Origin of the sequence: Psychrobacillus sp. FSL W7-1493, assembly GCF_038004905.1 — a bacterium.
Lineage (GTDB): Bacteria > Bacillota > Bacilli > Bacillales_A > Planococcaceae > Psychrobacillus.
In genome coordinates this window covers 258,336-273,503 of sequence record NZ_JBBOSB010000001.1, presented here as the reverse complement: position 1 = coordinate 273,503, position 15,168 = coordinate 258,336, and the positions used below count along the sequence as shown (strand labels likewise).

The following is a 15,168-nucleotide window of genomic DNA, read 5'->3' as shown; positions in this document are numbered from 1 at the left end:
CCCAACTAGTTAAATCTGGATTGTTAAGTTGCAAATACATTGTTGTCTGATAACATTTAAGTTTAGATAGGCAATATTTGCTCCATATATTGTTTTATACTGTCTTCACTCATCTCGCCGGTTATTATTTTCTCTATTTTCCCTTCTGGGTTAATAAGAAAAGTAGTTGGCAAAGGGTTAATATTATAAGTTTCCATTACACTTTTATTGTCATCAATTAAAACTGGAAAAGTTAAGCCTTTTCGATCAATATATTTTTGAACTACAAAATCAGATTCTCCTATGTTTACCGCTAGTATTTGAAGTCCTTGATCTTTAACTTCTTGATACTGTTTGTCCATTAGCGGAAATTCTCTTTCACATGGTTTACACCAAGTTCCCCAGAAATTCAAAAAGACTCCTTGTCCTTTGTACTCCGACAATTGATGTCTTTCTCCATTCATATCAGTTAGAACGAAGTCAGGAGCTTCATCTCCTACTTGTAATACACCATTTTTCTCTTTAGATAAGTTAGAATATATGGTGAAGATAATTACTCCAACCATTAATATCAAGAGTACAAACCGTATGTAAAATCTTTTTTGCTTCTTATCCATAGTAACAATAAACCTACTTTCCTAATTATTTATAATTGTGCTCTAAAACCCTGTAAATCCTCCAAAAAAAGGAGTTAAAATTGCTATTATTTTTGTCATCATATCAAAATACAACAAGATACCCATTATAATCATTAAAAATCCACCTAATCTCATGAAAAGTCCATTTCTCTTTTGAAGAAACTTCATTTTTCCAATAAACAATGACATTATGAGAAACGGAATGGAGAAACCCAGTACATAAAATAGCATATACAACATTCCTCTGTCAGGGTCAGAAACTCCTAAAGCAATTACACCTGCTAGTATTGGTCCAGTACACGGTGTCCATCCAGCAGCAAACCCCATACCGATCAATACGGATCCTATATAACCTTTAGGTCTTTTTCTGAATTGGACTCTTTTCTCTGATAGTAAAAATTCAAATTTAAAAACCCCAATAACTACTAAACCAAAAAATACGAGGATAATAGCACCAATTTGTCTTAGTAAGTCTTGGTATTGAAGAAAAAACGTCCCGATGAAAGAGGTGGAAAAACCCAATGCCATAAAGATGGCTGAAAATCCAAGTAAAAATAGAAGCGTGTGTACCAATGCCTTCTTATTTAGTATTCCTTTTTCTTCTTTTAGTTCATTTAAAGATACCCCGGTAACATAGGACAGAAATGCAGGATAAAGGGGTAATGAACAAGGTGATATAAAAGACAGTAATCCCGCACCAAAAGCTAAAAATAAACTTAATTGTTCAAACAAAGAGTTTCACCTAACCTTTCATGCTTATAATCTACTAACAATGCTTTCTAATCCTTCTAGCAATTCAAAGAGTTTAAATAAGTCACTAAACTTATAGATATTTATCCAAGCTGTGCCTACTTGCGTGTCTTTATATTAAGAGGACATTAACTAACAAAATATTCTAAATAATAATATTTGAACGATTTAAGATATATTATTCAAACTAGAATCAACAAAGGATTAGCCTTGGGACAACTGATTAAGGCAATCCTCTGAGATAGTATAGAGAATAAATATGAAGAAACTATGCAGAAGTAACCCCAAAAAATATTATAATGAACTTTATGAGCTTTCTGTGTCTAACTATTTTTTTGTTTTCTTCATTAGATTTTTTAGATAAGACTACTTTCAATTCAAAAAAAAATGTATTTGAAAAACATTAGCACCGTAATTTTACCTATACAATTAATAAACGAGGTAACCCTAATCAAATTAGGGTTACCTCGTTTATTATAGAATGACATGTTTAGTTTACCTTGTAATTGCTTCTTACTTGTTTTGCTTTTTCCTCGAAAGTATCCTTGTCATATAGTTGACACTTTAAATAGAGCTATTTAATCTTATCTTTTTAATTATTAAATCTTTTAAATGATTTAGAACATCGGTTCTTAATCCTGCCTTCTTAGCAATTTTCCATACTTTTAATATTTCATTGTTTCTCATCAGCTCTTCAATACTTAAGTCTATTCTACGAATTTGAAATTGTTCTGTTGTTTCTACAACTCTTTCCAGTTCTCTTTTGGTTTTGGGTAGTTTTTCTAACTGTTTTTCAATCAAGGATAAGTATCCTATTCTCCTACCTATTTCAGCCTTAGTTATACGAAGCTGTCTTATTGTTATTAATTGATTTGCTGTTTCCCTTACCAGCATTGCCATATTCTCATCCCTATAATTCCAATCTACTCGATTCTTGTTAGATCTTTGATTCATATTATTGGGTTTATTTTGCATCAACCAATTCCTATCATGCTTATATAACCAATTGTATAACGATTTTCTTAATGGAGATGGTTGTTCATTTTTAATAAATATCCATTCATTTCTCCTTGTTTGTATAAAACCGTTTAGAGTTTTTAGTGTGCCATTATATATATTGGTATCAGTGATCAATAAATTAGCCTGGCGTTTAACAGTCTTAGGGTCAACACCCAATTGTCTTGCTTTTTCCCTTAAAGATAACTTTTCATCTCCCCATAATACCCAAAGTTTATTCTTCCAAACATCGCCAAACTCCTTTATCCGCCCAAATTCCATTTGAGCTCCTTCAGACGTATCAGGTCCCCTTCGTGAATAGACAAATCCGCATTCACAAGTAAAAGTCCCAACTGGTTTCCCCGTATCCGAGCATCTTGTAATAGTACATAAAGTAATGACTTTCTCTCCAAAATGTCTTGATACTTTATTTAAACAAGGCCAAGGACCATTGAAGAATGGATTAACTAACGTTGATGAAGAATTACTTTCTAAAATTGTGGAAGTTATGCTCTGCCCCAAGAAACCGTGTAATAAGATATGCCTCAGCGGGTGAATCACTTCATCAGAATTTCGCAAAAATTTATGTAACCAGGTATGCTGTTTATCTTCTTCCACATGACTTCCCATTAATGTTAATAAATCACGTCCATAATAATTGTTAAAGCTAGGGATTAGTTTATAGAACTTTATTCTACCCTTTACTGATAACATATTTATATTCTGTATTTCTTTTAAATAAATGTTCCTTACATTATTTTTTCTTACAATCTTCTCTGAATTGTAATTTAGTAAATAAAATGAATTCTGCGCTATAAATAAATTTAGATAATTTTCTACAATTACCTCTTCCGTATTAATATTTATTGTAATAGTGTCTAAAGGAACAAATTCATGCTTATTTCTTCTTTGCGAGTACGGAACATTAGCCTCTCTTAAATTAACCTTATGCTTGTAACATACTATAACTCCCGGTATTTGATGTGCACGATGCCAATAAGCTAAACCATACTGAGCTCTATTATTCATTGCACACACTGTACAATATCTTAAATTTTTGGGAGGTTTCACACCGTTTGCGGTTAAGCCCACCAACATATGGATAGAACGTCCGTTGCTAAAGTACATTTCCTCTCGAATATTTTCTAGTCTATCACTAGGAATAAAGTGACTATAATAGGGCATTAAAGTATGGTCATAAAGCAATTTCTCTTTGCTGATAACTTTACCAGGAATCCGTGAAGCTAATACATCTAGATTGCATGGTAAATCAGTTACAGAACATACTGTTTCACACCCGAATAAATCTCTCATAGTTTTTTTAAAGCTTTCATTTCCAGAGTAATTATGATATCTGGCTAATGCACTATATAGCAATTCGTCTGGATAAAGTGGAGGAAAAAAATGCATACTTCTTAATGCTCCTTACGACGAGTTAATTTGATCGATTTGATCCTCTAACCATTGTATAACCGTAAGTGAACTCTTTTTATACATTTTAAATCTATTTTGAATCAATTTTAACGATAAATTTTTATACCTGGATTCTTTAAACCACTTAACTACTTTCGGGAAAATACGAATTAAATATTGATCGTCTGTTTCTAAGCTACGCTCTATTAAATGTATTGTCCTTGGAAGATACTCACTAAATCTATAACAACGGTTCTGCACAAAACTTGGTATTGTTTTAAATATTGAAGTTTTGGTAATCTTCGTTTCAGGTGGATTTTCCCACAATCTATCTACAGCTGCTGAAACTAGTTGATACATTTCATCATCTAAAGATTCTAAATTCAGCATTTTAGGTAATTTTCTTTTTGGTGGCAAATGAAGTTCCATCCAAGTACGATCATGCTTCATTCCCCAATCGTATCGATGAATATTGTATTTTCTAATTTGAGGTCTATTTGCTCGCTTACCTAAAATACTAATAGCTTCGAGAACAGTCTCTTTACATAGTTCTAACTTTGAATTGTTGTCTGTTACCGCTACCTCAAGTTTTCCTTGCAAAATCTCTTTGTGTCCATTATTCTGGTTTATTGTTAACAGATTACTTTCATTTTCCTTCTTATAAAGCTTCAAATACTTTCTAACAGTTGTTCTATTTGAACGAAGGAACTCTGCAGTTTGAGTAATAGTATACCCTTTGTTAATATACTTTGTTGCCTGATTAATAAATAATGCACCCATTGTTTCAATTGAAAATAGAGTTTCATCTTCCAAATGGGGAAAACCTTTTCTATAATAAGTCATTCCACAATAATTACAAGTAAAATAGCCAGTAATCCACTCATGAACTTTTCTTCTACATATATTTATTACCCTTTGATTATACTGGGGACATATTCGATTATTACATACCCATGGACCATTTCCGAATGGTAATGGAAAGAAATAAGTTTCATCCTGTTTTAAGAAGTTCTCTGTATTCCCAGAAAGAAAACGCATTAATAAAATGTAAAATATTGTATGCTTCCTCAAATCATCTGGTGCGAATAAACTAGGCATTACTCTCAAAAGTTCATTAACATTCAATCCTAACTCAATTAAAACTTCTTTCCCATAGTAATCAACCATATCAGAAATAAGGTCCTTCTTAAAAATAGTATCTCCTTTAAAATGAATGTATCCTCTGTTTCCTAGGCGAACCATTAGTTGTTGATAGACATAGTTTAATGTTAAGGTGTTATACGACATAAGTGCTTTAATATCATCTAGGAATTCATATTTATTGGTGTCCATCCATTCTTTAGTATTTTCATTAATCTCATGGCCATTCGGACACTTGGGCTCGGTTAACATTAAATTAGCATTACTGCTTGCAAAGGGTATGTCGCAGTGAGAGCAACTATAAACGAGTTTTGTTTCGTGAATAGGACAAACGGTTAAAAAAGAAAATTGATGTGTTCTGTGCGCATATACTTCTCCGAACCTTTCATAATCATCATTTAGGCAAGTCGGGCAATACCTAATACTATTTGATAAAAACTGGTTTTCCAGTGTTTTAATTTTCATGCTTAAACCGCCACTAGAATTGTAAAATACATTGGTTATAGTATTATGTAAGTCTTTATTAACAAAAGGTCGAAAAAGAGGATAGAATGTGTGATTATCAATAAGATTTATTATAAATTCTTCAGAAACTCCTAGCCCATTAATAACATGAATTAAATTTTCAGGGTACATAACCATAGTAGAATATGCTTTTCCTAATAATTCTTTTCTATTTTTTAGATAAGATCTATGTGGGGAACGTAAATGGTATCTATATAAAATACTCCTAAAATCTTCATCTGGAAAAGTAGTTGGGAAAGATATGATATTGCTCATATCAAGTCTCCTCTTTCCCTAAAACGAATTCCTCATATAAACTAACAAGTCCAGCATCTCGAAGTGCTTCATCAGTGGTTTTATTAGTATTTAAACCTTCAAAGACCACGAACCTTAAATCATCGTGATCGTATTCTTCCAGGTTTTTCTTCCTTCTCTTATTGCTTTTACTTGATTTTCCAGTAACCTCTTCGCTCGTTACAATACTGTTGTTTTCCAATACTAACTTTGCCATTTCAGCATACAACAGCTCATTATCCTGTGAACCATTGTTTTCTCGTTCAACTCTTATTGCATACTTTTTAGCTTCTTCTTCTGTACAACCCATCCTTGTCGCAAAGCTAGTTAATTGTTCAATTAAGATTCTCTTATTTCTTTGCAATAAAATTCTTTTATGCTCTTCCGACATCTGACCGTCTATTTGTATACGGTGACGAATATCCATAAGATAACTATTAAACGAGATCCAGTCAGGTTTTAAATCATCGAACTCATCAGCGTTTACTTCTTCTCCATTTCGAATACGTTCGAATATTGGTTGTACCAGTCTTAAAGTTTTATTAGCAACACTTTCTATCATTTCAACATCTATCTTTTCAGTGTCACTATATAGAATTGCATGGGATTGTACATGCATAAATAGTTTGACCGCAAAATCAGGAATTCCAATCGTATGATAATACATGGCAGATTTAATTTCAGGTGTAATTTCAGTGAAGCTTTTGGTATATTGCAGATCCCATAAACTCTCAATAAACTGTTCCCATTCCCATTCATCTTTCATTCTGTCCGTTATATTTTCTCCATAGCTATTAGATACTCCCCTACGGGTATTGGCTAAGCTCGATTTAAAAATATAAAGAGCTTTAAAAGTTCCTATAATGACAATTGGAATACCTATAGAATTAGTAAGTTCCGTAATGAAATCAATCATTTTTTCATCTCCGCCTGAATGAGCACGGTTTACTCTTTGGATTTCATCAATTACTAAAATGCCCAAATTTATTAAACCTGCAACTTTTGCCATACGCTTTGCTAATACTTCAATTCTGCCATCCTTCTCAGCTAAATCCTCATAGTAAGTAGTGCCCAACAAGTCATCAACAGCTGTATAAAAATTCCGACATAGAGCACCTATTGATTTATTACTAGGACATTCAATTTTTAACCAAACCACTTGTTTACAAGTTAATTGGTTATTTTTGTAGCTAGTATGATGAATTACTTGAGGAATCAAGGATAAAAGCTTGTCGTATGACTTCGATTTTCCCATACCACTTAATCCAATTTCTGCGCACTGTTGAGCAGTTTGGGTTTGTCCAAGGAGGTTTAGCCCCTTCTCATCTGTGCCATGTTCTAATATTTTGTCATATCCAACAGAAAGATACCTATGATATAGAGGAGTCATCGGATTCCTTGATTGATAGCCGATTTTTATCATACTATATAGGTTCCGGTATTTATTGAAATGAGAAGAAAGAGGTAACCAAAAACTAGGCTTAATCTGTTGTACCAATTCAATTCTATCCTCATCATCGAGGCCATCTATATTACCATTGAACCTTGGAACTGAATAAAGTAGATCATAGAGTTCTTCTCGTGATAAACGATTAGGAAGTGCCTCGATAAAAGGATTCCCTATACTTTCAGGGACAATTTGTTCCTTATATTCTGCTCTTACTTGATAGCCCTTTAAATAGATAAAACGATCATTTTTCATTTCCACGATTTTCTCGTCTCTCCTTGTTTTTAGACATTAAGAAAAGCTGCATTTCTGTCATTTTTGTAATTTCGGATTGACGATTTGTATTTTCACTATTACTTGAGACTTCATTACTTACCTGTTTAATATCTTCCTCTCTCTTAACTGTAGTCCATGCATCCTCACTAGAAGTCATCCTCTTGTCTAAATTACGTGCAAGTCGCTTATTCTTAAACTTTCCAGATTTCGGCATACCTCTTTGTGCCTCTTTTGTTTTCTCTTTCTCAGATAAAGATAAACTTTCTGCAACAGCATCTAGGGGACCCTCTATATTTACCCGTTGTTTTTTTAGCTGTTTAAGCTGTTTGTTCTTATAACTCAACAACACCTTAACATCATTGAAGTGTAAATCCCTATAGTCATTGAATTTTGGTGTTAGGAAGCACGGTTCAAATGTTCCATCCTTTAAGCTAATAAAAATACTACTACAATTTCTAGGATCATAATTCACAACTACCTTTTTTTGTCCATAAATACTCTCTTGTTCAAACCACTTTTCCTCAAAACCTCTATCCGAAGAAAAGGACATTTTCTTAAAGGTAATACCGCTTCTTGTTACTATGCCTTCTCCTTTCGGTAGTAGTTTTAATCTAATTAAATCTCGTGGCATTTCGTGGAGGAGATTCTTTTTTAATCCCCAGTTCCATATTCCCAATGGAGTCAATTCAACTTTTTCCTCGAACATTTCCCTCGTCATTAGATATTCATCCGGTAAAGCAGATTTGTTAAACTCAAGGACAAATAAAATAGTCAATTTCGAAAAAGCCTCGATTGTATGGACCGCGTAGTTCTCTGGGTTCTTGTCCCCTCTTTCTCGATGCTCCTTTCGAACAGCACTAACGGGTATGGATTCTCGTATTCTTGCATTATATCTACGAAATTGTTGTTCAATATATGGCTTAAAATCTCCACGATAGGAAGGTGTGTTTCCGACTCTCACATTAATATCCACTAAATTATTTGAGTTTCTACTTTTATGTTCTCCACGGTCTCCAACAATAAATTTAGGCAAATGGAGGCAAGGCCAATCTTCTTCCGTTATTTCTATTCCAAACCTTTTACAATACTCTACTTTATTAGTAGAAGCATTTTCTAAAGCTACCATTTCTTCTTCCCAAGATGGAGTAATGCAAATGTGTACACCGACAATCATTCTGGACATAACATCTTTGACAAAATATACATGTGCCCTACCTATTACCGTTTCTCTATCTAACGACACAAGAATTACATCTGCTGGAGTCGAATCAATCTCATAATAAGCACCTGGACCTTGAACATTTTCCTCTGGTGTACCCTTAAAAGCTCTTGCATTCATCTCTGCTTTTCGCTCACCATACCTTGCACTGTATTTCTGCTTTGAGTTAAAGTTGTTCTGATACCAATAGCGAAACATTCTTAATGTTGGACATTTCTCGGGTTCTACTATTGGGACCATTTCGTTAAACTCTCGATAAAATCCCGTTTTATACCTATGTTGTAAAAGTTTTTTATGGGTTTCTGTAATAGTTAATCCTTGTTCAATATGAAATTTTTTTATGGCCCATAGAAAATTTTCCTTGTCTTCATCACGGATAATATACTCATTTCCATCTTCAGCTTTTGGACCAGCTTTCTTATCAGAGTATTGTCTTTTATTTACCCCACAATCAAAGTAATTATTTAATAGACCATTAATTGATTTTCCATAAAACCAGTATTTTTTTATCCATTCATGAATAGTTTTTCTTTGTTTTCCTGTAATTTTCATTACCTCTCTAACCATTAAACCTCTAGATTCTGGATAGTATATCTCTGGTTCTTTCATAACTATTGACTTTATTATCTCCCACTTAATATCTCTGTTATCAATATGCCTCTTCGAATATTCCTGATTGGCTTTAATCAACCTTATATCAGGCTCTAAATTATATGTGCTTGCAACTCCATCTTCAATTAGTTGAATTAAATCTTGATACGAGCGAAAATAGGGAAATTGCATTTTTTTCCTATTCATTATATTCATAAGAACTACTTTACTACGATCCTCAGAAATCCATAATATTCTTTCCAACACTAATTCTTGGTCGGAAATATTTTCAAATTGTATTATGGTATTTTCAAATAATTGCATACAAATTCACCTCATTTTTTTAATACTACTGTCTATCAACAATCAAACTTAGAGGTCTATTTTCCCTTATAAGCAGATTCATATCTGTTTTCCATAACTTATTTACCAACATGTGCTGAACAATATATAAAGATGTACCAGCCTCCAACCCAAGTTTCATATCGCATTTCAAACAATTTTTACTTATAGAATCTTTTGGGCTACAAGAGAAAAGGGTTTTAAGTAAAGGATCAGCAACTAAATCTATAACTTCTGAGTCAACACCTGGCCGTGTACCTAAAAATTTTGCATCATACATCCAGTCTATGTTTTTAATCATATTTATTGGTTTTGGTTTATCAAAAACCATTTTCCAACTTATACCCATCTCTAGGAAATATCGTCTCTCTATTTCAAATAATTCTAATGTTCTCTTTGTAAGCTTAGTCACTGGTTTTATAGTTCTAGCTACATCAGTTATTTCCCCGTCTTCGTTTACTACACTTAACATAAAATCCGTTGACATAATTACCTTCTCACCTTTGTAATGTGGATGGCGAATATTTAATTTATCCGCAATTTCAATAGTCATTTCTATTGGGGTCAACGGATACTGTTCTCTAATATCTACAACACAGTCTGCCCATTCTTGAACAAGAAGAAATTGGTATTCATGTTTGGATAGAGTATGATGTATTCTCCTTGTTTTCCATCCATGCGTCCTTGTCAACCATCCCTCAGAAGCTACCTTATTGTCATTGGCTTGTATAAAAGGTACATAGTCTTTCCCTCTCCCCTGGCCCCTGCCATCACTCAAACGATTTAAATGTGACTTACTAATACTGCTATTACTCATTTAACAACCCCCAATATAATAAAAGGCACATAACGGTATTCCATTATGCACCTCAATAATAGTTTTAATAATTTTCACTCTGAATTTTACTTATCAGAAAAATCTAAATGTTTATTTTATATGTAGTATAATAACCTTAATAGACTATTTTAAAACACTATTTTAAAAATAGTAGGAACTTTAAATTAAAAGATATAGTTTAAGGCAAAATAACGGATTCCTATTTAAAGCATTTGATAAATCCTTTGTTTGCTCCAAGAGTGGGAAACCTTTAATAATCCTTTTGCAAAGTTCTATGTTGAAAGGATAAAAATATTAATACAAATCCTTATTTTATTATGTTTATCTTCTTTATAAATTTTTAATGTAGCTTATAAGTCTAAAGAAAAGGATGAATTGAAAATGTATATCGCTGAATTAAGTATCGAGAATTTTAGAACATTTAATTCTAGAACAACAATTGAATTTCACGAAGGTACTAATGTGATAATAGGTCAAAATAATGCTGGAAAGACAACAATTATTAAAGCATTGCAATTGTTATTTGATAATCAACAGAACAAACGTTTATCTGTTGATGATTTTAATAGAACTATTACAACTACAGAATTAAAAAAGGCTCCTCCAAAAATAATAATTTCAGCAAAATTAGTTGAGTCGCTAGAGGAACCTGAATACTCTGATGACCTTGTAACTGTATCAACCTGGCTTACTAAAATTGAGAGTCCATATGAAGCTTGCATTACTTACGAGTTCTACCTACCAGATAAGGAAGTGGATTCTTACGTAAAAACGATGTCTGACATAGATGTAAATCAAACTGAAGAATACTGGAATGTCATTCGTAACATTTTTTTGAGAAAATACACACAAAAGATTTATGTAGGAAATCCAGAACAAAAAAACCTAATTGATCCAGAAAACATAAATAAATTTGACTTTCAATTCTTAACTGCCATTAGGGATGTTGAACGTGATCTTTTCACTGGAAGAAATACCTTATTAAAAGAAGTAATCGACTTTTTTATGGACTACGAGATTAAGATTGATGAAAAACTTAACAAAGATGAAAAAATAAAACAAATAAAAGCTAAGAAGAAAGCTTTTTCAACTGATGCACAACTTTTGATTACTTCATTGCAAGCTCGGATGAGTGAAGGAAACATTCACATGCTTAAATACGTTGAAGATACTGGAGCTGGATTTGGAGGTATGAAGCCATCTTTTGATGGGACGATATTAGATACAGAACTATATTCTGCTCTTAAACTAATTATAGAAAGTGAAACGGGTATTAAACTTCCTGCTATACATAATGGTCTTGGCTATAATAACTTGATTTACATTTCTCTTCTGCTGGCAAAAATGCAGAAAGATGCGTCAGGGGATTACTTAGGCTCAAATGCAAAGGTCTATTCAATTTTAGCTATTGAAGAGCCTGAAGCCCATTTACATCCTAATATGCAATATAAGTTTTTGAAGTTCTTAAAAGAAAACCAAAGTTCTCAAGTAAATCAAATTTTTATAACCTCTCATTCACCAAATATAACTGCAGCTGTTGAATTGGATGATATCATTGTATTGCAAAAAGAGCAGGAAAATGTTCATGTCGCTTATCCAGGGAGAGTATTTACTGCAAGTACAGAAGACCAAAAATCGAAAAATTACGTAAAACGTTTTATTGATGTGACAAAAGCAGATATGTTCTTTGCAAACAGTTTAATTTTGGTGGAGGGCTTAGCAGAGTTGTTGTTAGTTCCAGAGTTTGCAAAAAAGTTGGATTTTGATCTAGTGGATACTCATACTTCAATCATTAATATTGGTGGTCGGTACTTTGATCACTTTTTAAAATTGTTTGATCAAGAAAAGAGCGAGTATGCTATTAAGAAAAAGGTTGCATGTATTACAGACCTAGATCCCGTCCGAAAAGAAAGAAAAAAGGGTGCTTCTTGGGTTGCTTGTTCACCATTGTTTATTGACGTTGCTCCAAATAACTATGAATATAAATCATATTCGAATACTTTGATTGATAAAAGAAAAAATAATAAACAAGATTTAATTAAAGTATTTAGCCAAAAAGAAAAGGAAAGTTCTACATTTGAATATGACCTATTATTGAAAAATATTACTACTGAAAGCCTACTAACAGAATCAGTCTCTAATATAGAAGAAATAAAACGATTAATGAGCGCTTTAAAGGATGGGAAGTCGATTCAAGATATTACAGATATATTAAGCGAAAATAATTATGGAAAGGAAGTTAGAGAATATGTTAGTGGTGAAATATTTAATGAACCTAAAAAAGCGGAAAAAATAAAAGCTAAAATAATAGCCGGACGATATTTAAATTCTATAAAAAAGGGCCAAGTAGCACAGGAATTAGCTTATGTTGTTGCTACAAGTAATAAAGAAAAAATTAGTCCCCCAGACTACATTAAAGAGGCGATAACATGGATTTGTCAAAAGCAGTAAAGCTAAACGATAGTAATGGAAATATACCAATTGACAATCACTTCAAGCTTTATGCAGGTCCAGGTGCAGGAAAAACCACGTTTCTAACTCGTCATATTCACTGGATTTTAAATCAATCAAAAAAGCTATCGAAAGTTAAAAAAGTTGCTTGTATTACTTACACTAATATCGGTGTAGAAACCTTAAAAAGTCGTCTGAAAGATACAGCTGAAGATGTTGAGGTAAGCACTATACATAGCTTTCTTTACAAACATGTTTTAAAACCGTATTTGTGGATGTTAGATGATTGTCCTTTTCCTGTTGAACATTTAGACGGGCACGAAGAAGTTAAATTAGGAAGGTCTTTACTTCAAGAATACAAAACTAGAAGTAAACAACATTTTGATGAGAGTCTCAATAAGGATCTAGCTCATTCTTTGGGAAATTTAATGTGGATGTTAAATGGAACTACAATAGAACTGAATTTTCTCAAAGTATACCAATCCAAGGTTGGACGCTATAATATCAAGAAAAATTCATACTTAGTTTATAAAGAATTATGCTGGGAAAATGGACTTTTGAGTCATGATGATGTTCTATACTTTTCATATTTGCTTCTACTTCAAAAAAATGAAATAAGAGAAGTTATTAGAGCAAAATTCCCTTATATTCTACTAGATGAGTTTCAAGACACAAGTCCTCTACAAGCTGAAATCATTAAATTAATTGCGGAGAAAGAAACGGTAATCGGGGTTATTGGAGATCCTTGTCAGGCCATATTCTCATTTCAAGGTACTGATGATAATTTGTTTGATCAATTTAAACTTGATGGTATGTCCCTTCATTATTTAGAAAACAATCATCGCTCTACTGAACAAATCATCAAAATACTAAATCATATACGATCCCAGAGAGACTTTAATCAATGTAGTCCAGACAAAAAGGTTGGCGAGATTCCAGTATTACTAATTGGAAGTTCATTTACAGCACATAAGTATGTTTCTCAAACTCTTGGGATTAACAGTTTCTATACATTGGCTTACCGAAATAATGAAACTAATGCTATTAAATATGATTTCAAGGGTAATAACACGGAGGGAATCGATTTGATTTTTGGAGATAGTTCTAGAGGATGGATGATTTATTATATTATCCATGCAATTGAATACGGGAAGCAATTAAAGTTACAAGATGCCATCAAATTTATGAAAAAAGCTTACAGAAAGATTGATGGATTTTCAGATAAGAAAGCATTTAGCAATCTGAAAAGACTCTTAGAAGCATATAATAATTTTTGCGATGGAAATATTAAAGATTTTTATAACAATTACATTTTTGGTCATTATGGAGTTAAAGGAAAAATTTCGAGTGGAAAGGTGAAAGGCTACTATGAACAATTACTTTATAAGAGAGCAGCAATAGAAGTCAAAATTTCTGATGATATAAGTGTGTTTAAGACTATCCACAAGTCAAAGGGCGATGAATTTGACAATGTTCTTGTTGTGATTCCAGAGACCAATAGTGAAAAGAGCCTTGAATTTTTGCTTACACCTGATATGAGTAAAGAAGATCACCGCGTTTACTATGTCGCATTAAGTAGAGCAAAAAAGAACCTATTTATTAATGTTCCTGTTATTTCTAGTGAAGTACTTCAGGAGTTAGCACATCTAAATATAGACCCCATTTACTTATAAGCAAAAAAAGGACTCAATTTGGTCCTTTTTTTTGTGGATGTGGCCTCGACGCTATTAATAATTAACATAAACAAATAAAAATATTTCGGTTAAAGAATAAGGAGTCTATTAATGGACAATAAATATTGTAAATAGGAGGGAAAATTATCTATGTTAAAAAAAGATGATGATAAAGTAATCTATTGCTACAGTTGTCGTAAAAAGAGCATATTTACTCGGAGAGATGTAAGTAATAATAACGGTGTAGAAAGTCATTGTAGCGAGTGTGAATATGTGTGGTTTGAATGGCAAAACCGAGCAGTAGAGCGAGAAAAAGAAAAATGGCTGGAATACAATGGAGGATTAAGAAGTAAGTTTAAACTCCCCAATCAAACTTCATACAATAACTCCTGATATTTATTTTTTTCTCTTTAAGTACGATTATATCATTAACTTTTAAATCCTTTACATGCAATATTGATTAGGTATACTACCCAATTTTTAATCTGGTTCTACTATATTTGAGATATTTTATTAAAAGAAAAAGGAACTAGATTTTTTTGAGTCCTTTGTGAAAGAGAATTGTAGCGGGTTTTCACCAGGTCCCCCAAAAACACAAGTACCTCTAACAGAAGTTT

At 32.5% G+C, this 15,168-nt stretch carries 10 protein-coding genes; 3 read left to right on the top strand and 7 right to left on the bottom strand.

Translation table 11 applies throughout. The features are described 5' to 3' along the window. Window positions 1–62 precede the first annotated feature (62 nt). From resA to MKX96_RS01365, 7 genes are all read right to left on the bottom strand, one after another. Window positions 63–596 (bottom strand): thiol-disulfide oxidoreductase ResA, encoded by a 534-nt coding sequence (gene resA, locus MKX96_RS01395; RefSeq protein WP_169360597.1) that lies wholly within the window; start codon window positions 594–596, stop codon window positions 63–65. 42 nt (window positions 597–638) lie between these two features. Beyond that, window positions 639–1,349 (bottom strand): cytochrome c biogenesis CcdA family protein, encoded by a 711-nt coding sequence (locus MKX96_RS01390; protein WP_169360598.1) that lies wholly within the window; start codon window positions 1,347–1,349, stop codon window positions 639–641. Between the two features lie 582 nt (window positions 1,350–1,931). Then, window positions 1,932–3,773: a TnsD family Tn7-like transposition protein gene (locus MKX96_RS01385; RefSeq protein WP_340766005.1), complete on the bottom strand. Its 1,842-nt coding sequence runs from the start codon at window positions 3,771–3,773 to the stop codon at window positions 1,932–1,934. A gap of 15 nt (window positions 3,774–3,788) precedes the next feature. Continuing rightward, window positions 3,789–5,696: a TnsD family Tn7-like transposition protein gene (locus tag MKX96_RS01380; protein ID WP_169360600.1), complete on the bottom strand. Its 1,908-nt coding sequence runs from the start codon at window positions 5,694–5,696 to the stop codon at window positions 3,789–3,791. A gap of 1 nt (window position 5,697) precedes the next feature. After that, window positions 5,698–7,416 carry an ATP-binding protein gene (locus MKX96_RS01375; RefSeq protein ID WP_169360620.1) on the bottom strand — a complete coding sequence of 573 codons (1,719 nt, stop codon included), beginning with the start codon at window positions 7,414–7,416 and terminating at the stop codon, window positions 5,698–5,700. Next, complete coding sequence (locus tag MKX96_RS01370; protein WP_169360601.1) at window positions 7,406–9,571, bottom strand: Mu transposase C-terminal domain-containing protein; 2,166 nt, start codon at window positions 9,569–9,571, stop codon at window positions 7,406–7,408. Before MKX96_RS01370 ends, MKX96_RS01375 begins: the two co-directional genes overlap by 11 nt. Window positions 9,572–9,596: 25 nt before the next feature. Next, entirely contained in the window at window positions 9,597–10,406 is an 810-nt protein-coding gene (locus MKX96_RS01365; protein ID WP_169360602.1) for a TnsA endonuclease N-terminal domain-containing protein, read from the bottom strand. Between the two features lie 402 nt (window positions 10,407–10,808). Here MKX96_RS01365 and MKX96_RS01360 point away from each other — a divergent pair, with 402 nt between their 5' ends. The 3 genes from MKX96_RS01360 to MKX96_RS01350 all read left to right on the top strand — a co-directional run bounded on the left by MKX96_RS01360 (window position 10,809) and on the right by MKX96_RS01350 (window position 14,944). Beyond that, window positions 10,809–12,878: an ATP-dependent nuclease gene (locus tag MKX96_RS01360; protein WP_169360603.1), complete on the top strand. Its 2,070-nt coding sequence runs from the start codon at window positions 10,809–10,811 to the stop codon at window positions 12,876–12,878. Next, window positions 12,857–14,551, top strand: coding sequence for an ATP-dependent helicase (locus MKX96_RS01355; protein WP_169360604.1), 1,695 nt, complete (start codon window positions 12,857–12,859; stop codon window positions 14,549–14,551). Before MKX96_RS01360 ends, MKX96_RS01355 begins: the two co-directional genes overlap by 22 nt. A 150-nt stretch (window positions 14,552–14,701) precedes the next feature. After that, window positions 14,702–14,944, top strand: a complete 243-nt coding sequence (locus tag MKX96_RS01350; RefSeq protein WP_169360605.1) for a hypothetical protein — start codon at window positions 14,702–14,704, stop codon at window positions 14,942–14,944. Window positions 14,945–15,168 lie beyond the last annotated feature (224 nt).

Excerpts from the sequence above, each read along its gene's own strand:
- MKX96_RS01355 (WP_169360604.1), top strand. The coding sequence starts at position 12,857 with ATGGATTTGTCAAAAGCAGTAAAGCTAAACGATAGTAATGGAAATATA.
- MKX96_RS01360 (WP_169360603.1), top strand. The coding sequence starts at position 10,809 with ATGTATATCGCTGAATTAAGTATCGAGAATTTTAGAACATTTAATTCT.
- MKX96_RS01375 (WP_169360620.1), bottom strand. The coding sequence starts at position 7,416 with ATGAAAAATGATCGTTTTATCTATTTAAAGGGCTATCAAGTAAGAGCA.
- MKX96_RS01380 (WP_169360600.1), bottom strand. The coding sequence starts at position 5,696 with ATGAGCAATATCATATCTTTCCCAACTACTTTTCCAGATGAAGATTTT.
- resA (WP_169360597.1), bottom strand. The coding sequence starts at position 596 with ATGGATAAGAAGCAAAAAAGATTTTACATACGGTTTGTACTCTTGATA.
- MKX96_RS01385 (WP_340766005.1), bottom strand. The coding sequence starts at position 3,773 with ATGCATTTTTTTCCTCCACTTTATCCAGACGAATTGCTATATAGTGCA.
- MKX96_RS01370 (WP_169360601.1), bottom strand. The coding sequence starts at position 9,571 with ATGCAATTATTTGAAAATACCATAATACAATTTGAAAATATTTCCGAC.
- MKX96_RS01350 (WP_169360605.1), top strand. The coding sequence starts at position 14,702 with ATGTTAAAAAAAGATGATGATAAAGTAATCTATTGCTACAGTTGTCGT.
- MKX96_RS01365 (WP_169360602.1), bottom strand. The coding sequence starts at position 10,406 with ATGAGTAATAGCAGTATTAGTAAGTCACATTTAAATCGTTTGAGTGAT.